Raw genomic sequence first — 23,207 nt, forward strand, 5'->3', positions numbered from 1 at the left:
TTAGCGCCCCAGATAGACTTCTATCACCTGCTCGTTGGCCTGCACGTCGCGCAGCGATCCTTCCGCCAGCACGCGCCCCTGGTGCAGCACCGTCACATGGTCGGCAATGGTTTCAACAAAGCCCATGTCGTGTTCCACCACCATCAGCGAATGCTTTCCCGCCAGCGTTCTGAACAGTTCGGCGGTATACTCGGTCTCGGCATCGGTCATTCCGGCTGCGGGCTCGTCCAGCAATAACAGGTGTGGATCCTGTACCAGCAGCATGCCAATCTCCAGGAACTGTTTTTGCCCGTGCGAAAGCAGCCCGGCACGGCGGTCGCGTTCGCCGGTGAGCCGCAGCAAAATCAGCATTTCATCAATACGATCGCGCTGTTCGCCGTTAAGCTTTGCCCGTAGGCTCGCCCAGACGGACTTATCGGTTTTCATCGCAATTTCAAGGTTTTCCCATACCGTTAACGCTTCAAAGACGGTAGGTTTTTGGAATTTTCTGCCGATCCCCCGTCGGGCGATAGCGGCGGGATCGAGCAGGGTGAGGTCGATGGACTGATCGTAAATGGCTTTCCCGCTTTTCGGCCGCGTTTTGCCGGTGATGACATCCATCAAGGTGGTTTTACCGGCCCCGTTTGGCCCAATCACGCAGCGCAGCTCCCCCACGCCGATGTTTAGCGAGAGATCCGTCAGCGCCTGAAACCCGTCGAAATTGACGTTAATCGCCTCAAGCTGTAGCACCGGGTCGGTCCGATCCCGGTAGCGATCGCCCGGCAGCTGGCGCGTGAATAATCCGTCTCCTGGCTGCATTATTTCTCTCCCTTACGTAACAAACCGTAGACGCCGCGCGGTAAAAACAGCGTGACGGCGATAAAAATCAGCCCCAGAAACAGCTGCCAGTATTCCGGCATCGCCACGGTGAAGACGCTCTTGGCGCCGTTGACCAGCGCGGCACCTAAGACCGGGCCCACCAGCGTGCCGCGCCCACCCAGCGCCACCCAGATAGCGGCTTCAATCGAGTTGGTGGGCGACATTTCACCCGGGTTGATAATGCCCACCTGCGGCACATACAGCGCCCCCGCCAGGCCGCAGAGGACGGCGGAAAGCGTCCACACCAGCAGCTTGAATCCACGTGGGTCGTATCCGCAAAACGTCAGGCGATTTTCAGCGTCGCGGACGGCTGTCAAAATGCGGCCAAACTTGCTTTTCGCTAGCGCAAAGCCGGTCCCCAACGCCACGAGCAGTAACAGCACGGTCGCTAAAAACAGGGCGATCCGCGTCGTGGTGGCGGTCACGGAAAATCCCAACAGCGTCGTGAAGCCGGTAAAGCCGTTATTCCCGCCAAAACCCGTTTCGTTACGAAAGAACAGCAGCATTCCCGCGTAGGTCAACGCCTGGGTCATAATGGAAAAATAGACCCCTTTGATTTTTGAACGAAAGGCGAACCAGCCAAACACCAGCGCCAGCAGTCCGGGGATCGCAACGATCAATACCAGCGTCCACGCAAAGTGCTGCGTGCCCCACCAGAACCACGGCAGTTCGCTCCAGGAGAGAAAGGACATAAACGCGGGCAGGCCATCGCCGGACGCCTGGCGCATCAGGTACATCCCCATCGCATAGCCGCCCAGCGCGAAGAAAATGCCGTGGCCCAGCGAGAGCATTCCGGCGTAGCCCCAGACCAGATCGAGCGCGACGGCGACAATGGCGTAGCAGAGGATTTTGCCAATAAGCGTCAGCATCCAGGTCGACAGCGCCAGCGGATGCGTAGCCGGTAAAAGCGCTAAGAACGGTAATATAAGCAGGCCCGCGACCAGCAGGCCGCCAACAAACTGCGTAGCGCGCGGCGCTCTGCGCGCCAGCGTTAAGGTCAATGGCTGGCTCATCAGTCGATAACCCTCCCTTTCAGTGCAAATAGCCCCTGCGGACGTTTCTGGATAAACAGTATTATCGCCACCAGGATCAGGATCTTGCCCAGCACCGCGCCCATCTGCGGCTCAAGGATTTTATTAAAGATCCCCAGTCCAAACGCCGCCGCTACGCTTCCTGCCAGCTGGCCGACGCCACCGAGCACCACCACGAGGAAAGAGTCGATGATATAACCCTGACCCAGCTCCGGCCCCACGTTCCCCAACTGGGACAACGCCACGCCGCCCAAGCCGGCAATGCCTGACCCCAGCCCAAACGCCAGCATATCCACGCGCCCGGTCGGCACGCCGCAGCAGGCGGCCATGCTGCGATTTTGCGTCACCGCGCGCACGTTGAGGCCAAGACGGGTTTTATTGAGGATGAGCCAGGTGAAAAACAGCACCAGCAGCACGAAGCCCAGCACCACGATGCGGTTCCACGGCAGCGTCAGATTGGCAAATACCTGCACGCCGCCAGAAAGCCAGGACGGGTTTGCTACCTCCAGGTTCTGCGCGCCAAAGGTCATGCGCACCAGCTGGATCAGCATCAGGCTGATCCCCCACGTCGCCAGCAGCGTTTCCAGGGGTCGACCATACAGATGACGAATGATCGTACGTTCCAGGAGCATCCCGATGCTTGCTGTCAGCATAAAGGCGACCGGCAGCGCGATAAGCGGATAGAGTGCCAGCCACTGAGGCGTCAGCTGCGCCATTGCCTGCTGCACCATCCAGGTGGCATAGGCTCCCAGCATCAGCATCTCGCCGTGGGCCATGTTGATAACGCCCAGTAGACCGTAGGTTATCGCCAGCCCCAGCGCGGCCAGCAGCAGGACCGATCCCAAAGAAAGTCCCATAAAGGCCTGCCCGAGCACATCGCCCCACATCAGACGGTGCTGAATATGGTTGAGGCTCTCCTGCGCGGCGGCGCGGACGCGGGCATCAGGCTCTGTTTGCGCCTGAGTAAACGGCATCAGCCTCGACTGAACGTCGGGATCGTCAGACTGCCCCAGCAGCTCCACAGCCTGGCGGCGAACGTCTGCCACCGGGCTAACGAGCTGGAGGTTGGCCAGCGCCAGTAAAAGTGACTGGCGCGCCACATCGTCTGTTTCACCCTTCACCCGCTGTTGCAGGAAGCCCAGCAAATCAGGCTGGGCATCTCGCTGAAGCTGGCGAGCCGCAGCGCGTCTTTGCGTGACGTTGTCACTTACAAGTTGATGCGTTGCCAGCGCGGTAGCCGCCAGCACGCGCAGTCGGTTGGTCAGACGTACCGCTTTAGTGGGTTCGACGGCCGTCGATGATGCCCCCAGCGCCACCATTCCACCGTCAGTGCGCACGAAGGCGTGCTTTTGACCGTCAATAAACAGGTTTTCCTGCTGTAGCGTCTGAAGGAGCGGCATCCTTGCCGCATCTGGCGACGCCGCCCATTGCGTCAGCATTTCGGCTTGCTGGCTGCGGTTGGCGGCAACGAACGTATCGGCATCCGATGCCTGCGCCATCCCTGGCAGCAGTCCGGTAAGCCACACAATAGTGATAATCATGCGCATGGCGTTCATGACTTTTCTCCCTGTGGAAATGGCTTAGTTACTGGCGGTTTTCATCGGCTGGTCAGGTTTTTTATCATTCCCGGCGATAAACGGACTCCACGGCTGGGCGCGTAACGGCTGCTCCGTCTGCCAGACAACGTTAAACTGACCGTTGCCTTCGATTTCACCAATCATGACCGGCTTGTGCAGGTGGTGATTGGTGGCATCCATGGTAAGCGTAAAGCCCGACGGTGCCTTGAAGGATTGCCCAGCCATGGCAGCACGCACTTTATCTACGTCGGTGGTTCCGGCTTTTTCGACCGCCTGCGCCCACATGTGGATCCCCACATAGGTCGCTTCCATCGGATCGTTAGTCACGACGCTATCCGCGTTCGGCAGTTTGTGTGCTTTCGCGTAGGCTTTGTAAGCCGCAACGAAGGCCTGATTGGTCGGGTTATCGACAGATTCAAAGTAGTTCCACGCCGCCAGGTTTCCGACCAGCGGTTTGGTGTCGATTCCGCGCAGCTCTTCTTCCCCAACGGAGAACGCCACGACCGGGACATCCGTCGCCTTCAGCCCCTGGTTGGCTAACTCTTTATAGAACGGAACGTTGGAATCACCGTTGATGGTGGAGACCACTGCCGTTTTGCCGCCCCCGGAGAATTTCTTGATATTGGCAACGATGGTCTGGTAGTCGCTATGCCCAAATGGGGTATAAACCTCTTCAATATCCTTATCCTCAACCCCTTTGGAGTGCAGGAAGGCGCGCAGGATCTTGTTGGTGGTACGCGGATAGACGTAATCGGTGCCCAGCAGGAAGAAGCGTTTCGCGCTGCCGCCGTCTTCACTCATTAAATACTCAACCGCCGGAATAGCCTGCTGGTTTGGCGCTGCGCCGGTATAGAAGACGTTAGGTGACATCTCTTCACCTTCGTATTGCACCGGGTAGAACAGCAAGCCGTTCAGCTCTTCAAATACCGGCAGTACCGATTTGCGCGAGACCGACGTCCAGCACCCGAACACCACCGCCACCTTGTCCTGGCTCAGCAGCTGGCGGGCTTTCTCGGCGAACAGCGGCCAGTTGGAGGCAGGATCAACGACCACCGGCTCCAGTTTTTTTCCCAGCACGCCGCCTTTGGCGTTGATCTCATCAATCGTCATCAGGGCAACATCTTTCAGGGGGGTTTCGGAGATCGCCATCGTGCCGGATAAGGAGTGCATAATCCCCACTTTGATGGTATCGGCAGCCTGCACGCCAAAACTCATTCCCATCGCGACCACGGAGGCCGACAGTGCAAAAGCTTTTAACAAGGTACGACGGTGCATATTTTCACTCCTGAAAAGAAAGCTGTGCGAAAGCGTCCGATACCGCTGAGACGCAGAAAAAATGTGTCAGATTCAGGAGAGCAAAAAGGATGCCAGAATGGAGAAAGCGGTATTGCAGGAGATGTAACGGGAAATGTAAAGGGAACGACTCAGAATGGCACAGCGCTGCACTTTTATAATGCAGCGCTGTACCGATGGGGTTACCAGACTTCGCTTGCGATCTGCGTGACGAGACGCACTTTGTCCCACTGCTGAGTTTCGTTCAGGCTGTTGCCCTCTTCCGTCGAGGCAAAGCCGCACTGTGGGCTAAGGCATATCTGCTCCTTCGCGACGTATTTGGCCGCCTCCTCCAGGCGCGCCTTCACGCCCTGCGGATTTTCAAGCTCGCCATTTTTGGTGGTGATAAGGCCAAGCACCACCTGCTGCTTGCCTGGGCGAACAAAACGCAATGGGGCGAAATCACCGCTACGGTCGTTGTCATATTCCAGGAAGAAGGCGTCGACGTTAACCGTCCCGAACAGCACTTCCGCGACCGGCTCATAGCCGCCCTCGGATATCCAGGTCGAACGGAAGTTGCCGCGACAGACGTGCAGACCAATGGTCAGATCGTCCGGCTTGCCTTCAAGCGCCTTATTCAACACCCGAGCATAAATACGCGCCAGCTCATCGGCATCATCTCCGCGCTCGCGAATCTGACGACGCTGTTCGTCAGAACACAGATACGCCCAGACGGTGTCATCCAGCTGAAGATAACGGCAACCCGCGTGATAAAACGCCTGAATAGCGTCGCGCCAGGTGGTCGCCAGATCGTCAAAGTATTCGTTCAGATCCGGATAAACCGTCGCGTCGATATCTTTACGTCCACCGCGGAAGTGCAGCACGCTCGGGCTAGGAATGGTCATCTTAGGCTGCGCGATCCCGCTGATGCTTTTCAGATAGCGGAAGTCTTCCAGCATCGGGTGATCGCCAAACCCCAGCTTGCCCGTAACGCGCACGCCGTGGGCTTTCGTTTGTACCCCGTTGAACTGAATGCCCTGCTGCGAATCGTAACGCTCCACGCCCTGCAGGCCGTCGAAGAAATCGAAATGCCACCATGCGCGACGAAACTCGCCGTCGGTCACAACGTGCAATCCGCACGCACACTGCTGTTCAACTACGTGGCGGATTGCCTCATCTTCCACCGCGCGAAGCTGTTCGGCATCAATCTCGCCGCTGGCGAATTTCAGGCGAGCCTGCTTAATGGCGTCCGGGCGTAAAAAACTGCCGACTACATCGGCGCGGTACGGGGCGTGCTGTCGCTGCATGGAAATCTCCTCTGTCTGTCGGCGATAATTGCCCACAGTGATAATTCATCACTTGAATCTTTAGACTTCTGGATGTCTAAATGTCCAAAAAAGATGTCATATCTGCTGCGGTCCGACAAACGAGAAAATTTCATCTGTGTTGAAAATTTTTCATGTTCACAGCGTGACAGAGTCGTGATGAGCAAATTCAAACTGCTCGTCTTCCCAGCCGGTTATCCCACCGAGCATGATCTTAACCGGCAATCCCAGGCGTGCCAGCTTAAGCGCAGCCCGGTCCGCGCCGTTGCAGTGCGGTCCCGCGCAGTACACCACAAACAGCGTATCGGCTGGCCATTGCGCCATGCGTTCAGCGGTTATCTGGCTCCAGGGCAAGTGTAGCGCGCCGGGTACGTGGCGACGGACAAACTGTTCGGCCTTGCCCACAACGTGGAGCAGGACGAAATCCTGCTCGTGGTTCACCACCGCGTGATGCACATCAGCGCAATCGGTCTCGACGCTCAGGCGACGCAGAAAATGCCCGACGGCTTCCTGCGGCTCCGCAGCCGGAAATTCAGTAACATAGCTCATGATCCTTCCTCATTTTTGGCGTTTGTGTTAACACTACTCTATCCACAAATTCAGCCATTGAATGCGCCTGCGTATGCCAGAAAACAACAAAAAGATGACAAACTTAAGACACATTCCCCGCCCTCAGGTTGTCGTGCTGGCCTATGACGGTTTGTGCACCTTTGAGTTTGGCGTAGCGGTCGAAATTTTTGGCCTGCCGCGCCCCGAGCTAGGCGACGCGTGGTATCGCTTCGCCGTTGCGGGCGTCGATAGCGGTGAGCTACGGGCCACGGGAGGGATTCGCATCATCACTGATGGCGATCTGAGCCTGCTTGATACGGCCGATCTGATCGTTGTTCCCGGCTGGCGAGGGCTTGACGCGCCGGTTCCTGACGCGCTCTGTGAGGCATTGCGGACCGCCAGCGCACGAGGCTGCCAACTGCTGTCCATTTGTTCCGGCGTCTTTGTCCTGGCAGCATCGGGACTGCTAAACGGACGAAAAGCCACAACCCACTGGCGTTATATTGGCGCGCTCCAGGCGCGTTACCCTGCCGTCCGCGTGATTGAAGATGTGCTCTATCAGGACGAAGGCGATATCCTCACCTCTGCTGGCAGCGCAGCGGGTATCGACTTATGTCTGCACGTCGTGCGACGCGATTACGGAATGGAGACCGCCAACACCGTTGCGCGCCGTCTGGTCATTCCGCCTCATCGCGATGGCTCACAGCCGCAGCAGTTGAGCCGCCCGGTGGCGCAGCTGCGCGAGAGCCAGCGCATGGGACAACTGTTTGATTTTCTGCACCAGCATCTGGATAAACCGCACAGCGTAACGTCACTGGCGCATCGGGTAGGTATGAGCGAACGCACGTTCCTGCGGCGATTTCAGGACGCAACGGGCACCACGCCCACGCGTTGGCTCCTGAATGAGCGTCTGCTGCGCGTGAAAGACTATCTCGAAAACAGTAAATTAAGCATCGACAGCATCGCGGAACAGACCGGTTTTGGCCAGGCAGCCACGCTGCGACACCACTTCCGGCAGACTTATTCCGTTTCCCCCGCCCGCTATCGTAAGCAATTCAACGCGTAATCACGTAATTTGGGCAAAAAAAACCGCCATAATTTGGCGGTAAATGCTTGCATGGATAGATTTGTATTTTGGTATCTACGTTCCCGACATTCCATGCCGGGTTGCGGATCTCATATATCCTACCATCCAGAGACTCAACGAAAGGTAAACAGCTCGGTTAACCTGCTTTGGTGTTAATTTGCAGGTAACGCATCAGGCCCTGCTCCGCACTCTGTTTTGCGTCATCATTGATGGCTTCAAGATAAAATGGACGCGAAACGCCGTAAGGTGCCTGATCTGCGGAAAAGACGGCGAACTGGAATGTTTTACTTTTCGCCTGATTAGTACAGCCTAATTCCCAGCGCTGGTCGTCAATTTTTTTACTGTTACACGCGACACGGCCGTAATCGCTGGTTAAATAGGAACCGACCCGCGCTTCTGCTGACTGGATATAATCAGGCTCACCGCTCCAGTTGACGTTCATACCTACCGCAGCCCCAACAGCAACGACCAGAAGCGCTACTGACATGATTTTTTTCATTGAATCAGACCCATTCCTTTGCCAGAAAAGTCTTATTATATAAGATTAGTCTTTAAATCTCTGCCATATTTTGATACTAAAATTTAGAGTATGACAAAAATAAGTCTATTTTTAGGATAAATCTGTATCAGCATCAGGAAATAAACTTCCTGACGAGACGATGACATATTCTTTGCGGTAATTTGAAAAGCCTAATAATAACCCTACGCAACTATTGTCATGCTAGTCGTGAATTCTCTTTGTCGGGTGAACACATGGTTAGAAAAGGGTTAACGTTTATCCTGCTGATTTGCGCCTTGTTTTCAGGGCAGCTGATGGCGGGTCACAACGGGCATGAATATATATGGGTAAAGAACGTTGAACATCAGCTTCGCCATGAAGCTGACAGCGATGAATTACGCAGTACAGCGGAGGATTCGGCAGAAGGTTTGCGCGAACACCACCTGTGGCAGAAATCGCGCAAACCCGACACTCACTTTCGTTAATTAATTACCCTTACGCTTTGGAAGGGTTTTCATTAGCTCTTCCGGGCTAACGGACGCCACAATGCTGCCTGGCTGCGGCATTTTAAAAATATGATTCTTCATTTTGCCAATAACGTGCATTTCGCACGGACGACAGTCAAATTTCAACGTCAGCACTTCGTCGCCATTCACCAGCTGCATGGGTGTGGCTTTCCAGCTTTTAATATTTCCTTTCGCCTGTTTCGGACACAGGTTAAACGCAAAGCGCAGGCAATGTTTGGTGATCATCACCGGTACATCGCCCTTCTCTTCATGTGCTTCATAGGCTGCGTCAATGAGCTGCACGCCGTGACGATGATAAAATTCACGCGCCTTATGGTTATAGACGTTAGCGAGGAAGGATAAGTGGGTGTCCGGGTAAACCGGTGCAGGTACGGCTTCGGCCTTGCGGCTACCGCGCGGATAGTTCGCCAGGCGCGTTTCATCCAGCATCTCTGCCGTTTCGCGACGGAACTGGTTTAACTGGCTGTTCGGCACAAACAGCGCGTCCGGGAGGTTAACGTCGATATTACGCGCGTAATAGATCGTCTGCCCCAGCTTCGCCACGCCATCTTTCAGGCTGTTGAGCGCCTTTTCCGCGTTATTCGCTACGTCGAACATGCCGTCCAGGGTGTTCGTCACGCTGATACCATCCTCGCACGTGAGGGTCAGGATCAGCTGTTCTTCCCAGCCGCCCAGCTCGATATCAACCGCAATGCGACGTTCGCTGGAGGTTTTCAGCAGCGCCTGCTGCCAGTTATGGTCAAGGTTACGGTTCAGCGCAGCGTTCGGCCGCGCCTTGTAGAGATCGGCAGGCATCTCATTCGGCCACACGCGATAGCGATTTTCACCGGTTTTTTCTACCGTATTGGCGCGGAACCCCACGACTTCACGTTTTATCATCACGTTCAGGCCATCGCCGTTTGCCAGCGGCTCCGTCACCGCAACGTCGAGGTGATCTTTCGCCACTTTCAGCACTTCCCCCACCGGCAGTCCGATAAATTTCGGCGAATCAAACGCGCCAATGTCGCCTTTACGCGCGTTCACAAAATAGTCCGTGCTGCCGCGGTGGAATGTTTTATCCGTGGACGGGATAAAGAAATGTTCGGTACGACCGGCCGACGCGCGCGCCAGGTCACCGCGATCGTCAATGATGGCATCCAGCATCTGACGATAATGGGCGGTGATGTTCTTCACGTAGCTCATGTCTTTGTAACGCCCTTCAATCTTGAAGGAACGCACACCCGCATCGATCAGCGCGCCCAGATTGGCAGTCTGATCGTTATCCTTCATGGAAAGCAGGTGTTTTTCAAACGCCACGACGCGCCCCTGATCGTCTTTCAGGGTATACGGCAGACGACAAGCCTGCGAGCAGTCCCCGCGGTTGGCGCTGCGGCCGGTCTGCGCGTGCGAGATATTGCACTGCCCGGAATAGGCCACGCACAGCGCGCCGTGGATAAAGAACTCAATGGTCGCGTCCGTCGCCTGGTGAATATCACGGATTTGATTCAGGTTCAGTTCGCGCGCCAGCACGATCTGTGAAAAGCCCACGTCGGAAAGAAACTTTGCCTTCTCTACCGTGCGGATGTCGCACTGGGTACTGGCGTGCAGCTCAATCGGCGGAATATCCAGCGCCAGCACGCCCATGTCCTGAACAATCAGGGCATCAACGCCGGTCTGGTAAAGATCGGTGATAAGACGTTGCGCAGGCTCCAGTTCATCATCATGAAGAATGGTGTTCAGGGTCACGAACACTTTCGCCCCAAAGCGATGGGCAAACGGTACCAGTTCAGCAATATCGCTCAGACTGTTGCTGGCGTTATGGCGAGCACCGAAGCCAGGGCCGCCAATGTAGACCGCATCGGCACCGTGAAGAATCGCTTCACGGGCAATGGCGGCGTCACGGGCCGGGCTTAAAAGTTCAAGATGATGGGATTGCAGGCGCATACTTCGTCGTTATCCGTTATGGTCAAAATGGCGGCTATTGTAGTCAGAAGTCTGCAACAGCGAAACAGTTTTGCATCGCGTCAGCGGGGATAATGGATGAGGGAGTGAAAATGCACCGACCGCGCGCTGCTGTTGCGGTACGCGTGCGGTTTATCACCGGCAAAACGTACGCCGGAATCCGCCCGAACTGTACGCCACTCGCCGTCGATATTCATCTCCAGCTCGCCGCTAATAACCACCACATGTTCAATGACGCCCGCTTCATGCGGCGTGGATTCGCTCAGCGCGCCGGGGGCCAGAGTAATCGAGAAATGATCAAATTTGAGCGTTTCATCCCACGGGAAGATGGGTTTAACCACCATTGCCTGCTGCTGCGGATCAAATACGGCCTGCTCGTCGGCGTCAGGGGTGATAAAAGCTGAAAACGGCACGTTCAGCCCCGTGGCAATTTTCCACAGCGTGGACACCGTCGGGCTGGATTCATTACGCTCGATTTGCCCGAGCATCGCCTTTGAAACGCCGGTCTCTTCCGCTAGCTTTGACAGGCTCCAGCCACGTACCTGACGCTGCATTTTCAACGTGGTCGCAAGATGTTGTGTAATGTCCATGATTCCTCCCGTAGCGGTTAAGCATACCACTTGTACGCTATAGCGCACAGTGTTACCTTATTGCGGACGTTATAACGCACAACGGAGTTTCCATGCGCCCATCATCTCATTTCTTTCCTGCCGTGCTTGCCGGTTTCGTTGCCGTTCTGGTGGGCTATGCCAGTTCTGCGGCCATCATCTGGCAGGCCGCCTCCGCTGCCGGTGCGAATGCAGAGCAGATCGCCGGCTGGATGACGGCGCTTGGGATTGGCATGGGGGTCAGTACGCTGGCGCTTTCATGGTGGTATAACGCTCCCGTGCTCACCGCCTGGTCGACGCCCGGCGCGGCGCTGCTCGCCACCAGCCTGCAGGGCGTGACGCTGGCCGAAACCATCGGGGTGTTTATTTTTGCGAATGCGCTGATTCTGCTGTGCGGCGTCACCGGGCTATTCGCGCGCCTGATGAAGCTGATCCCGCATTCCCTTGCCGCTGCCATGCTGGCGGGCGTGCTGCTGCGATTTGGCCTACAGGCATTCACGAATCTCGAAGGGCACGCTTTACTCTGCGGCAGTATGCTGGCGGCGTGGCTGTTCGCTAAAGCATTCGCGCCCCGATACGCCATTGTCACCACGCTCGTCGTCGGGGGCATGGTGGCGTGGATTCTCGGTGACGTTGTCACAGAAAATATCACCCTGTCCGTGGTGGCACCACAATTTATCGCCCCGACCTTTACCCTTACCAGCCTGATAAGCATTGGTCTGCCCTTTTTCCTGGTGACCATGGCCTCGCAAAATGCGCCTGGCTTCGCCACCATGAAAGCTTCTGGCTATCCGCTTCCGGTTTCCCCGCTCATCATCTTTACCGGCGGCCTGGCATTGCTCCTGTCTCCTTTCGGCGTTTATTCCATCTGCATCGCCGCGATTACGGCTGCGATTTGTCAAAGCCCGGATGCCCATCCGGATGCCGGAAAGCGCTGGCTGGCCGCCGTCGCTGCGGGTCTGTTCTATCTTTTAGCGGGCATTTTTGGCGGGTCAATCACGGGATTGATGGCTGCCTTACCGCTCAGTTGGATTCAAATGCTCGCCGGGCTGGCGCTGCTCGGCACCATCAGCGGGAGCTTGTACCAGGCGTTGAATAACGAAGCGGAGCGTGACGCGGCGATTGTCACCTTTCTGATGACCGCCAGCGGCGTGACGCTCATGGGAATAGGCTCTGCATTTTGGGGGCTGATACTGGGGGGCGTGTGCTATGCCGTGTTTTCACGCCTTCGCCGCGCGTAGCTGCGACGGCGTCATGCCCATCACGCTGCGAAAACGGTTGCTGAAATGGCTGGCGGAATTAAAGCCGCAGGCGAGCGCAATATCGGTGAGCGGCGTGGTGGTATGCTGCACCAGCGTTTTGGCCTTCTCCATCCGGCGCAGCATGACGTACTGATGCGGCGCGTACCCCATCGACTGACGGAACATTCTGGCAAAGTGATATTCACTTAACGCGGCCCGATCGGCCAGTTCCGCCAGCGTCAGCGGCTGGGAGAGGTTTTCTTCAATAAATTCCACTACGTTTCGCAGCACATGGGGTGACAAACCGCCGGTCACCACCGGCAGCTTCCACTGGACGCTGGCATAATTTTGCAGCAGATGCGTCAGCAACAAGGTTGATGCCGTGCTTAGGGCCAACTGGTTAGCCCTCTGCTGCCAGTCACAGCCAAGTAGAAACTGACGATAAAGAGCGGTGATCTTCGGGTCGCTGCCAAAGATTTTCTCATCCAGCGTCAGCGATAGCGGGCGCTTGTCCCAAATTCTTTCGCCGACGTCCCGCAAGTGTTCATCCGTACAGTAGAGATGAACAAACGACAGGTCATCTCGAATATCCCAGGTGGATTCACTCTCTTTGGGCATCAGGCAGAAGCGATCCGGGCCCCCGCCGTTTTTCCAGCCGCCTGGCGTTTTTTGATAGCTTTCGTAGCCGTCGGCGACGTACAGGCTGAGGGTGTGATGGTTGCTCTTCACCGTTATCGTATCGCGCTTGTTGTACCACGCGGCCAGCTGAATGCCCGAGTTCAGCGCAACGGTTTCCCGGAGCACCGCATTCTGTTGGCGTAGCGTTTCAAAGGTGTCGTAAGCGTGAGGCATGGCCGTTAACAGGTGATTAATCAGAATGCCAGTCTAAGAAGAGTTGCCTCCCGTTGCCAGATCCCTGGCGATAAAAAAGCGCAAGAATCTGCAAGTCCGGCGCAAACCGGTGAAAGCCGTACAGGGTGAATATCGGCACACTGCCGTTTACAGCGGTATGAGGAGAGAAAGAATGAACGCACTACTTTATGGCCTTGTGGTAATTATCTGGGGAACAACCTGGATTGCCATTTTCCTGCAACAAGGGTCCGTTGCCGCGCCCGTGTCGATATTCTGGCGCTTTGCGGTGGCCAGCGCCGCGATGATGATCGTTCTCACAGCCCTGCGCCGGTTACGCACGATGAGCCTGCGGGATCATCTCTTTTGCGTGCTGCAGGGCTGCTGCGTGTTCTGCTTCAACTTCTGGTGTTTTTACACCGCTGCAGCGCACATCAATACCGGGCTGGAGTCGGTGATTTTCTCAATGGCGGTACTTTATAACGCCATCAACAGCTTTATCTTTTTTGGACAGCGCCCTCCTGCCCGCTTCTGGACGGCCGCCGCTCTGGGTTTGGTGGGGATCATCACCCTTTTCTGGGATGATTTACTCAACAGCGGCTGGAGCGTCTCCTTGCTGACAGGCATTGGCCTTTCCGCACTCGGCACCTACGGGTTCTCGCTGGGCAATATGATCAGCCTCCGCCACCAGCGCAATGGCCTTGAGACCATGACCACCAATGCATGGGCAATGCTTTACGGTACGCTGATCATGGGCAGCATCGCACTCTTCAGGGGCGATAGTTTTGTGCCCGAATGGACGGTGAGCTATATCGGCGCGCTGCTGTATCTGGCTCTGTTTGGCTCGGTGATTGCCTTCGGCGCATACTTCACGCTGGTTGGCCGTATCGGCGCCGGTAAAGCGGCCTACAGCACCCTGCTGTTCCCGCTGGTGGCGCTCTCCATTTCTACCCTGTATGAAGGCTATGTGTGGCACATCAATGGGATTCTTGGGCTGTTGCTGATTCTGGGCGGGAATATGGTGATGTTTACTAAACCGGAAACCTGGTACCGACGATTGCGGACAGCCTAATAAAAGGGCCTGCTAACGCAGGCCCTTTTCAGTTACTTCGCCGTTTTATGTACGTCAAACATGGTGGCATCGGTCGCCATGTCGTCCACAACCTGCTTCAGGGTTGCAAACGTCATTGGTGAGTTCTCGTTATTCAGCTCTTTACCTTCGCCTTTACGAACCACCTTCACCACCGGCTTGTTTGTTGCCGCATCGATCAGCTCGCCTTCAAAGAAGAGATGCGTGTCCATGGTGCGGTGACCGGTTGCCATCTGCGTACCTGCAACCACCAGTGCGACAGGCACCACTTCATAGAACTGTAAACCTTCTTTTTGCGAACTCACCCCGGTGATTGCACCGCGGAAGATCAGGCTATGTTTACCCGGCGTCGCCACAATCGGCTTACGCTGGCCAACCGCTGTTTTTAATTTGGTATTAGTGTAATTCAACAGCTCATCAAGGGTTTTTTGACCAATCTGAGTGGTTGGTTTTGGCGTCGGATAATAGGTAATCGGCGTCCAGATAATGCTGTCATAATTCGCTTCATTGTAGGAAGGATCTACCCAACGCAGCGTCGGTTTACCCGTCGCAGAAGTGGTTTGCTGCAAGCCTGAATAATCTTTTAAAAAGCCTGAAAACTGTTCGGGAGCCGCGACTTTTGATGAACAACCCGCCAACGCCAACAAACCTGAAAGCACTGCAACTTTAAAAAAAGTGTGAGTACGCATGATGGTATTCCATGTTATCTGCAAGTATGCATTTGAAGTTATAGCAAAAGATGGGGGGACGTGTTGTGGCAAATAATGATAAGAAGAGCACAAATCGCAAAAAGACTGCCCGGATGCATGCCGGGCAGTGAAAATTACTGTTTAACATCCACTTGCCAGAACAGATGTTTACCAAACGGGTCGATTTCGTAGCCTGTCACTTCCTTACGCACCGGCTCAAAAATGGTTGAGTGGGCAATCATGACGGCCGGCATTTGATCGTGCATCATCTGCTGGGCTTCTTTGTACAGCGCGACGCGTTTATCGCGATCGGTTATCGATTTTGCCTCGGCAATGAGGTTATCAAACGGCTTGTAACACCATTTTGCCGAGTTCGAGCCGCCGTTTGCGGACGTGCAGGTAAACAGCGGACCAAAGAAGTTATCCGGGTCACCGGTGGCTGTCGTCCAGCCCATCAGCGCCGCCTGGTGTTCGCCCCCTTTCACGCGCTTCAGGTATTCGCCCCACTCGTAGGTCACAATTTTGGTCTGCACCCCTATTTTCGCCCAGTCCGCCTGAATCATTTCCGCCATGCGTTTTGCGTTCGGGTTATACGGCCTCTGCACCGGCATCGCCCATAAATCCATGCTGATACCGTTGGCAAAACCGGCCTCTTTCAGCAGCGCTTTGGCTTTTTCAGGATCGTACTCGTAATCCTTAAGCGCGCTGTCGGCGCTCCAGACCCCCGGTGGCAGCAGATTTTTCGCAGCCGTCCCTGTACCGTGGAACACCGCATCAATAATGGCCGGCTTGTTGATCGCCATCGCCAGCGCCTGGCGAACCTTCACGTTATCCAGCGGCGGCTTTTGGGTATTAAACGCCAGGAAACCGGTGTTCAATCCTGCCTTGCTCATCAGGTTGATGTCTTTGTTGGCCTTCATGCGCGGCAGATCGGCCGGGTTCGGGAAAGGCATCACCTGACATTCGTTCTTCTCCACTTTCGCAAACCGCACTGAGGCATCCGGCGTGATGGAAAACACCAGGCGATCCAGCTTCACTTTCCCCTGCCAGTACTCCGGGAAGGCGGTAAACAGAATGCGGGAATCCTTCTGATACTGGGCCAGCTTAAACGGCCCGGTACCAATCGGGTCCATATCGACCTTCTCTGGAGTACCGGCTTTGAGCATCGCGTCAGCGTATTCCGCCGAGAGGATCGAGGCAAAATACCATGCCAGATCGGCAACAAACGGGGCTTCCGGGTGCGCCAGCGTGAAGCGTACGGTATGGTCATCAACCTTATCAATGGCCGTGATCAGGCTGCCAAACTCCAGGCTTTCAAAGTTGGAATAGCTGCCGTTAGAGACGTTATGGTACGGGTGATTGACGTCCTTCTGGCGCATAAACGAAAAAATCACATCGTCGGCGTTAAAGTCCCGCGTCGGCTTGAACGCGTTGTTACTCTGAAACTTCACGCCCTTGCGCAGATGGAAGGTGTATACCTTACCGTCTTCGCTGACCTCCCAGCTTTCCGCCAGGCTCGGCACCAGCTCCGTTGTGCCGGGCTTAAAATCTACCAACCGGTTATATACCGGTACCGCACTGGCATCCACGCTGGTACCCGAGGTGTATAGTTGGGGATTGAAGTTCTCCGGCGATCCTTCGGAGCAATACACCAGCGTTTTTGCTGCAACGGTGGAACTGACCGTCAGTGCAGCAAGCGCGAGCGCTAAGGTTGTAAGTTTGCTATTCATCTTTTATTCCTGTCTTTTTTATTCGACGGCTAATTAATTCTTTTGCCATTTCATAAATAACATTAAAGTGAAGTTGCAAACACCTGAAAAATAAATAAAGAAGGAATCACTATGTCTACGTTACTCACCAGACAATTAACCCACCGCTTTTTCCGCTACCTTTCCATCACCAGTCAAAGCGATCCCAAAGTGAAAACGCTGCCCTCCACGCCAGGCCAGCACGACATGGCGCGGGAGTTGGCACAGGAGCTGGCTCAGTTGGGTTTAGATGACATAGTAATAGATGAATTCGCGACCGTAACCGCGGTAAAAAAAGGCAATGTGGCCGGTGCGCCCCGGATTGGTTTTATTACCCATATCGATACCGTCGACGTTGGGCTATCACCGGATATTCGTCCGCAAATATTAACTTTTCATGGTGAAGACCTCTGCCTGAATAAAGAGAAAGACATCTGGCTACGCGTAGAAGATCATCCAGAAATCCTGGCATATCCGGGTGAAGAGATTATTTTCAGCGACGGAACCAGCGTATTAGGCGCAGATAATAAATCTGCGGTGACGGTCGTGATGACGCTGCTGGAAAACCTGACCGCGGAACATCAGCATGGCGATATCGTGGTTGCTTTTGTGCCGGATGAAGAGATTGGCCTGAACGGCGCCAAAGCGCTGGATCTGAAGCGCTTCGACGTCGATTTTGCCTGGACCATCGACTGCTGCGAGCTGGGCGAACTGGTTTACGAAAACTTTAATGCGGCGGCGGCAGAAATCCGCTTTACCGGCGTGACGGCGCACCCAATGTCCGCGAAAGGCGTGCTGGTAAACCCGCTGCTGATGGCAACCGACTTTATCAGCCACTTCGACCGCCAGCAGACGCCGGAGTGTACGGAAGGACGCGAAGGCTATATCTGGTTTAACGGCATCCAGGCCGGGCAAAACGAGGCGATACTGAAGGCCAACATTCGTGATTTCGATATGACGAAGTTTGCCGCCCGCAAGCAGCAGATTGCCGATGTGGCGGCGCTGATCGCACAACAGCACCCAACGGCGAACGTGGAGTACCGCATTGAGGAGACCTACAGCAACATCAGCAATGCGATAGGTGAAGACCGCCGGGCTATCGACCTGATGTTTGAGGCGATGGAATCACTCGGCATTACCCCAAAACCATCTCCCATGCGCGGCGGTACGGATGGCGCCGCGCTGTCTGCGAAAGGGCTTCTAACCCCGAACTTCTTTACCGGTGCCCATAACTTCCACTCGAAGTATGAGTTTTTACCGCTGTCGTCGTTCGAGGCGTCGTACAACACCGCCCTGCAGCTCTGCCTGCTGGCCGCCCGCTAAGCGGGCTTGCGCGCCAACAGCGTGGCAAAACGCAGCTTGATGCGGTTACCGTTGGCGTCGGTGCGGTGCAGTTCACCCACCTCTTCGTTGTACTTGAGCAACGCCCAGCCTTCATAGGCGTTGCTCAGTTCACCGGTTTTAAAGGCGAACGGGAAGCCGACGGTGCACGGGTAATCTGCCGTGTCCATGGCCGCAACAATCAGGTTATAGCCGCCAGGCTTCGTGCAGCGCTGCATATTGGCGATCAGACCCGGGATGGTTTTTGCTTCCAGGAACATTAGCACCACGGTGGAGAGAATAAAATCATACTCGCCGTCAATACTGAGGGTGTTGAGATCTTTTACCGCCGTCTGCAGGTTGCCGATCCCTTCTTCAGCCTTGATGCGCTCGATATTATCGATGCTCATCGGGTTTTTATCCCACGCCGTGACATCGAAACCGTTCGCGGCAAGATAAAGGCTGTTGCGCCCATTCCCGCATCCAAGATCGAGCGTTTTACCTGGCTTAACGATTCCTGCGCTGTACAGCACCTCGGAGTGCGTGCGGGTCAGACCATATTTCTCGGTAAAGTAGTTCTCATCAACAGCCATGATTTTTCCTGAATGTGCAAATATTAAGATGTATTTTGAGTGCCATTTTAAGCAGTTTGCCGAGCGGTTGCCAGCACGTCGACGCGTGAAAAATTTGCTACGTTTAATAAGACGCTCAACAGAGATAACACCATGAAAAAATACCGCCTTAGCGACGAAACCCGCCTCTGGCAATGGCAAAACGGCGAGACGCAATGCTCGACGACCTTACGACAGATTATCGCCACCGTCGATTTTAACGACATTGTCAGTGGCACAAAAGGCGGCTGGATTGAGGACGAGAGCGGCCTCGCGCAAGACGGGCACTGCTGGATATACGATGAAAACAGCGTGGTGTTTGCAGGTGCTGCCGTGTCGGGTAACGCCCGGCTCACCCAGCCTTGCGTTATTAGCCATAACGCGCGTATTGGTGGTAACAGCTGGCTGGATGCTGCTGAAGTCAGTCACGGCGCGCAAATACGTGACAACGTCACCATTCAGCAATCCAGCGTGCGCGGCGAATGCTCTATTTACGGTGACGCCCGCATCCTTCACAACAGCATGGTGATTGCGGCAAAGGGGTTAACACCTGACCATGAACAGGTCCTTCGCATCTGCGACAACGCCACGGTGAGCGAATCGCGCATTGTGCATCAGGCGCAAATTTACGGCGAGGCTATGCTGAGCTATGCCTTCGTCGAGCACCGCGCAGAGGTGTTCGACAATGCCATTCTGGAAGGCAACGAAATCAATAACGTCTGGGTCTGCGACTGCGCCAAAGTATATGGCAACGCGCGTCTGATTGCCGGTTTTGATGATGACGCCATCCCTACCGTGCGCTACAGCTCACAGGTGGCGGAGAACGCGGTGGTCGAAGGCAACTGCGTGATAAAGCATCATGTCCTGATCGGTGGACAGGCATGGCTGCGCGGCGGGCCAATCTTACTTGATGACCGGGTGGTGATTAAGGGACGGGTGCGAATCAGCGGCGATGTTATCATTGAGCATCGCGTCGAGCTCAACGACGATGCGGTGATTGAGGCCTTTGAAGGGGAAAACATCCATCTGCGTGGCGAAAAGGTGATTAACGGCGCGCAGCGCATCACCCGCACCCCGCTTCTGGGTGCGTTATAGCGCAACGATTTTCGCGTAGGTATTCACATCATCATATCGACCGTTAAGGTATTCCGCCTCACGCAGGCACCCTTCCAGCGTAAAACCGTTGCGAACGGCAACGCTGTTGCTGCTGTGGTTATCCACGCGGCACTTGATCACAAACCGACGGATCTCACCGCGCTCGGCGTAATAACCTATAAACGCCCGTAGCGCCTGAGAGAGAATACCCTTCCCCTGGTGCCCCTGGTCCAGCCAGTAACCGATATAACCGGTTTTGTTGGTGGGCTCTATCGCGTTAAATGACAGCACGCCAGCCAGTTCATCATCCGCAAAAATCAGGAACATTTTGGCGTAGCCGCGCTGGTGCAGCATTTGATTACTTTGCACGTTGCGCCGGGTGTCATCTTCGCTTCCCACATGCTTCGCCCAGTCGAACGCGGTTTGCAGCCAGGCTTTGTTTTTGACGACGAGGTTATGCAGAACGGCGGTATAACGCTCGGCGACGGCACGCAGTTCAATATCGTCAGACACCGGGATAATTTCGGATTGTGCAGCGGTCATTGCCTTCACCCTAACTCTCTCCCCGCAGGGAGAGAGTATCGATCGTTAACGCATTACCCGGTCGTCAACGTAGTTACGCTTGTCTGGCGCCGGCGGGAAATACTGATACAGCCAGGTCTCACTGATTGCGTCACCCTGGCAGCGCAGGAACATACGCATATCCACCGGCTCGGTGGAATCCGACGTTGGGTACCAGTCGAACAGAATACGGTATCCATCAAACGGCTCAACGTACAGGATCTCGATCTGCTTCGCTTCTCCACTGGAGAGCGTGATGACCGGCTCAATCCCTTTCGGCGCAGCGGCCTTCAGATCGCCGCCCACAAAGTCGATGGCAAAACGACGGGCCCACACCTTCGGATAATTTTCGCCTGGCGCCCAGCCTTCAGGGAACCCGCCCATACCGGTACGGGTGGCGTACACGTTTGCAAGCGGGGAACGCACGGGCGGCTGCGCGCTCCAGTACAGACGGTATTTGAAGTCCAGCTCATCGCCTGCCTTCACCGTCTCTTCTGGCTGCCAGAAGCAAACTACGTTATCCAGGGTTTCACCCGTTGTCGGGATCTCCATCAGCCCTACCGCGCCTTTGCCCCAGTTATTGCGCGGCTCAACCCACAGGCTTGGGCGTTTGTTGTACCAGCCCATGATGTCCTGATAATGCGAGAAATCGCGGTCCAGCTGCAGCAGACCAAAGCCTTTCGGGTTTTTGTCCACGTAGGCGTTGAACTGCAGCTTCTGCGGGTTGTTCAGCGGGCGGCAGATCCATTCGCCGTTACCGCGCCACATGGCCAGACGGTCAGAGTCGTGGATCTGCGGATGAATGGTGTCACACATGCGGCGTTCGTTGTTGCCGCAGCTGAACATACTGGTCATCGGCGCGATGCCGAGCTGTTTGATGTCTTTACGCGCATAGAGGTGGTTTTCTACCTCCATGATCACCTGACTCTTCTCGCAGTGGATCACAAACTTATAGGCACCCGTGATGCTTGGGCTATCCAGAAGCGTATAGACGGTGAAGGTCGTGTCGCCCGGTTTGACGGTTTCAAACCAGAACGAGGTGAAATCAGGAAACTCTTCCGGGGTATCGGTAAAGGTATCGACCGCCAGGCCACGTGCGGACAGGCCGTACTGGTAAGTGTCGTCAACCGCGCGGAAATAGCTCGCCCCGAGGAAGGAGACAATATCGCGGCGCGCCAGCTCAGGGGCTTTAAACGCGCGGAAGCCTGCAAAACCAAGATCGCTTTGCCCTTCCAGCTGTTGGGTATCCACGCCGGTATCACCGTAACTGAACAGCTCGGGACGGAAGTGGATCTCACGTGCCTGAGAAGTAGACTGATCCAGCGAGAACATCCGAACGCGGCGGCGGAACCCCATCCCCATATGGAAGAACTGCACGTCAAGCTGACGGCCTTCAATGTTGTTCCACAGCGACTGTTTTTCATCATAGCGGATGGCGTTGTACGCCTGCGGCGTCATGGTTGCCAGCGTTTCCGGCAGCGGACGCGGCGCGCCGCCCCACGGGGTTTTTGCCAGGTCATGCGCCATGGATTGCAGTACGGAGAAATCAAAACGACGGCTCTGGCCATCGGCAATGTCAGAATCAGCAGCATATGCTGCTTTAGAAAACAGTGAGGCAAGGCCGGATGTGCCGCTCAGGGCAGCCATTGCCAGCGAGCCTTTTAGAAAACGTCTGCGATTCATGCCTGGAAAAACGTCCTTATGGTCGTGTGAATGGTTTTCGCGCGTGACGAAACGACGGCAAGAAAGAACGCACAGCCTAAACAAAAACGGTTAAGAATCCAATTGTTGACGGGTGATTATCTGAGCAAAGTGAGAAATATTTTCTGTCGACCAGAACGGACCGAAAGTGGTGTAAAGAAAGCCTGGAAAATGTGTATAAAAATGCCCCGTCAGTACATCAGCTGACGGGGCTAACGAGGCGGTTATTTTACGCTGACATCGATACCCGGGAAGTACTTATCAGCGAGTTTAGCGATCGTGCCGTCGGCACGTACTTTATCAATCGCGGCGTTAAGCTGCTTTTGGGTGGCCTCATCCCCTTTACGCAACCCAAAACCGATACCACTGCCGAGGATGGTGTCGTCTGACACCGGTTTGCCAATAAAGCCAAACCCTTTGCCCTGCGGCTTGCTCAGGAAACCTGCCTGCCCGGCCGCGGACATGACCAGCGAGGCATCGATGCGGCCATTCAGCAAATCGCCCCACGCCATATTCTGATCTTTATAAGACACCACGGTGACACCGTGCTTCTCCCAATGCTCTTTAGCATAGGTTTCCTGAATAGAACCCTGCAAAACGCCAATAGTCTTCCCTTTAAGCCCTTCAGGCGTAGTGTCTACAGCCGTACCTGCTTTGCCCACGAGCTGTGAAGGGATACGGTAGATCGGCTGGGTGAAATCAATACTTTTGCGGCGCTGCTCGGTAATGTTCATCGCCGAGTTAATGGCATCAAATTTCTTCGCCACCAGCCCGGGGATCAACGCATCGAACGAGGTTTCAACCCAGGTGCATTTCAGAGCTGCGGCCTTACAAATAGCGTTACCCAGTTCAATATCAAACCCTTCCAGCTCGCCTGAGGCATTACGGCTCTCAAACGGAGGATATTCTGCCTCCAATCCGTAACGCAGCTCGGTAGCGGCGAACGACGAAAACGAACACAGCAATCCCATGCCGACAGCTAACGCGCGTAATTTCATCTGTAACTCCTTAGAGCCTAAGAGTTAAGC

The 23,207-nt window shown here is 55.2% G+C and carries 22 protein-coding genes; 6 read left to right on the plus strand and 16 right to left on the minus strand.

Features of this window, described 5'->3' with window-relative positions; all coding sequences use genetic code 11:
- From urtD to V5P19_RS05775, 6 genes are all read right to left on the minus strand, one after another.
- Complete coding sequence (urtD, locus tag V5P19_RS05750; protein ID WP_334400978.1) at positions 1 to 798, minus strand: urea ABC transporter ATP-binding protein UrtD; 798 nt, start codon at positions 796 to 798, stop codon at positions 1 to 3.
- Positions 798 to 1,871, minus strand: a complete 1,074-nt coding sequence (urtC, locus tag V5P19_RS05755) for an urea ABC transporter permease subunit UrtC (RefSeq protein WP_334400980.1) — start codon at positions 1,869 to 1,871, stop codon at positions 798 to 800. The genes urtD and urtC overlap by 1 nt, the downstream gene beginning before the upstream one ends.
- Complete coding sequence (gene urtB / locus V5P19_RS05760; protein ID WP_334400982.1) at positions 1,871 to 3,445, minus strand: urea ABC transporter permease subunit UrtB; 1,575 nt, start codon at positions 3,443 to 3,445, stop codon at positions 1,871 to 1,873. The genes urtC and urtB overlap by 1 nt, the downstream gene beginning before the upstream one ends.
- A gap of 24 nt (positions 3,446 to 3,469) precedes the next feature.
- Positions 3,470 to 4,741 (minus strand): urea ABC transporter substrate-binding protein, encoded by a 1,272-nt coding sequence (gene urtA / locus V5P19_RS05765; RefSeq protein ID WP_334400983.1) that lies wholly within the window; start codon positions 4,739 to 4,741, stop codon positions 3,470 to 3,472.
- A 200-nt stretch (positions 4,742 to 4,941) separates the two neighbouring features.
- Positions 4,942 to 6,045, minus strand: coding sequence for a cobalamin-independent methionine synthase II family protein (locus V5P19_RS05770; RefSeq protein WP_334400985.1), 1,104 nt, complete (start codon positions 6,043 to 6,045; stop codon positions 4,942 to 4,944).
- Between the two features lie 156 nt (positions 6,046 to 6,201).
- Positions 6,202 to 6,612 (minus strand): rhodanese-like domain-containing protein, encoded by a 411-nt coding sequence (locus V5P19_RS05775; RefSeq protein ID WP_334400987.1) that lies wholly within the window; start codon positions 6,610 to 6,612, stop codon positions 6,202 to 6,204.
- A 73-nt stretch (positions 6,613 to 6,685) separates the two neighbouring features.
- Between V5P19_RS05775 and ftrA the strand changes: the two genes are divergently transcribed.
- A complete protein-coding gene (gene ftrA / locus V5P19_RS05780) occupies positions 6,686 to 7,678 on the plus strand; it encodes a transcriptional regulator FtrA (protein WP_334400989.1) in 993 nt (330 codons plus the stop codon).
- A gap of 157 nt (positions 7,679 to 7,835) precedes the next feature.
- On the opposite strand, the gene V5P19_RS05785 is transcribed toward ftrA, so the two are convergent.
- Entirely contained in the window at positions 7,836 to 8,198 is a 363-nt protein-coding gene (locus V5P19_RS05785; protein WP_334400991.1) for a hypothetical protein, read from the minus strand.
- Between the two features lie 254 nt (positions 8,199 to 8,452).
- Here V5P19_RS05785 and V5P19_RS05790 point away from each other — a divergent pair, with 254 nt between their 5' ends.
- Entirely contained in the window at positions 8,453 to 8,683 is a 231-nt protein-coding gene (locus V5P19_RS05790; protein WP_334400993.1) for a DUF2554 family protein, read from the plus strand.
- Here the strand turns inward: V5P19_RS05790 and V5P19_RS05795 are convergent, their stop codons facing one another.
- Positions 8,684 to 10,648 (minus strand): U32 family peptidase, encoded by a 1,965-nt coding sequence (locus tag V5P19_RS05795; protein ID WP_334400995.1) that lies wholly within the window; start codon positions 10,646 to 10,648, stop codon positions 8,684 to 8,686. It abuts the gene before it with no gap.
- 80 nt (positions 10,649 to 10,728) lie between these two features.
- On the minus strand, positions 10,729 to 11,256 hold the full coding sequence (locus tag V5P19_RS05800; protein ID WP_334400996.1) for an XRE family transcriptional regulator: 528 nt from the start codon (positions 11,254 to 11,256) through the stop codon (positions 10,729 to 10,731).
- Positions 11,257 to 11,327: 71 nt separating this feature from the next.
- Between V5P19_RS05800 and V5P19_RS05805 the strand changes: the two genes are divergently transcribed.
- Complete coding sequence (locus V5P19_RS05805) at positions 11,328 to 12,515, plus strand: benzoate/H(+) symporter BenE family transporter (protein WP_334401166.1); 1,188 nt, start codon at positions 11,328 to 11,330, stop codon at positions 12,513 to 12,515.
- Here V5P19_RS05805 and V5P19_RS05810 read toward each other — a convergent pair.
- A complete protein-coding gene (locus tag V5P19_RS05810; RefSeq protein ID WP_334400998.1) occupies positions 12,495 to 13,367 on the minus strand; it encodes an AraC family transcriptional regulator in 873 nt (290 codons plus the stop codon). The two genes, V5P19_RS05805 and V5P19_RS05810, sit on opposite strands and share 21 nt — an antisense overlap.
- A gap of 172 nt (positions 13,368 to 13,539) precedes the next feature.
- On the opposite strand from V5P19_RS05810, the gene V5P19_RS05815 reads away from it, so the two are divergent.
- A complete protein-coding gene (locus tag V5P19_RS05815) occupies positions 13,540 to 14,436 on the plus strand; it encodes an EamA family transporter (RefSeq protein ID WP_334401000.1) in 897 nt (298 codons plus the stop codon).
- A 32-nt stretch (positions 14,437 to 14,468) separates the two neighbouring features.
- Here the strand turns inward: V5P19_RS05815 and V5P19_RS05820 are convergent, their stop codons facing one another.
- Positions 14,469 to 15,143, minus strand: a complete 675-nt coding sequence (locus tag V5P19_RS05820) for a DUF3313 domain-containing protein (protein WP_334401002.1) — start codon at positions 15,141 to 15,143, stop codon at positions 14,469 to 14,471.
- A 134-nt stretch (positions 15,144 to 15,277) separates the two neighbouring features.
- On the minus strand, positions 15,278 to 16,873 hold the full coding sequence (locus V5P19_RS05825) for an ABC transporter substrate-binding protein (RefSeq protein ID WP_334401004.1): 1,596 nt from the start codon (positions 16,871 to 16,873) through the stop codon (positions 15,278 to 15,280).
- 111 nt (positions 16,874 to 16,984) lie between these two features.
- On the opposite strand from V5P19_RS05825, the gene pepT reads away from it, so the two are divergent.
- Positions 16,985 to 18,214 (plus strand): peptidase T, encoded by a 1,230-nt coding sequence (pepT, locus tag V5P19_RS05830; protein ID WP_334401006.1) that lies wholly within the window; start codon positions 16,985 to 16,987, stop codon positions 18,212 to 18,214.
- Here pepT and tehB read toward each other — a convergent pair.
- Complete coding sequence (tehB, locus tag V5P19_RS05835; RefSeq protein ID WP_334401008.1) at positions 18,211 to 18,804, minus strand: tellurite resistance methyltransferase TehB; 594 nt, start codon at positions 18,802 to 18,804, stop codon at positions 18,211 to 18,213. The genes pepT and tehB overlap by 4 nt on opposite strands.
- A gap of 132 nt (positions 18,805 to 18,936) precedes the next feature.
- Between tehB and ydcK the strand changes: the two genes are divergently transcribed.
- On the plus strand, positions 18,937 to 19,917 hold the full coding sequence (gene ydcK, locus V5P19_RS05840; protein ID WP_334401010.1) for a YdcK family protein: 981 nt from the start codon (positions 18,937 to 18,939) through the stop codon (positions 19,915 to 19,917).
- Here ydcK and rimL read toward each other — a convergent pair.
- From rimL to V5P19_RS05855, 3 genes are all read right to left on the minus strand, one after another.
- Complete coding sequence (gene rimL, locus V5P19_RS05845) at positions 19,912 to 20,460, minus strand: 50S ribosomal protein L7/L12-serine acetyltransferase (RefSeq protein WP_334401012.1); 549 nt, start codon at positions 20,458 to 20,460, stop codon at positions 19,912 to 19,914. The genes ydcK and rimL overlap by 6 nt on opposite strands.
- A 45-nt stretch (positions 20,461 to 20,505) precedes the next feature.
- Entirely contained in the window at positions 20,506 to 22,161 is a 1,656-nt protein-coding gene (locus tag V5P19_RS05850) for a glucan biosynthesis protein (protein ID WP_334401015.1), read from the minus strand.
- 242 nt (positions 22,162 to 22,403) lie between these two features.
- Complete coding sequence (locus V5P19_RS05855; protein ID WP_334401016.1) at positions 22,404 to 23,177, minus strand: ABC transporter substrate-binding protein; 774 nt, start codon at positions 23,175 to 23,177, stop codon at positions 22,404 to 22,406.
- Positions 23,178 to 23,207: the final 30 nt, after the last annotated feature.

Origin of the sequence: Enterobacter sp. UNJFSC 003, from assembly GCF_036903355.1 — a bacterium.
GTDB lineage: Bacteria > Pseudomonadota > Gammaproteobacteria > Enterobacterales > Enterobacteriaceae > Enterobacter.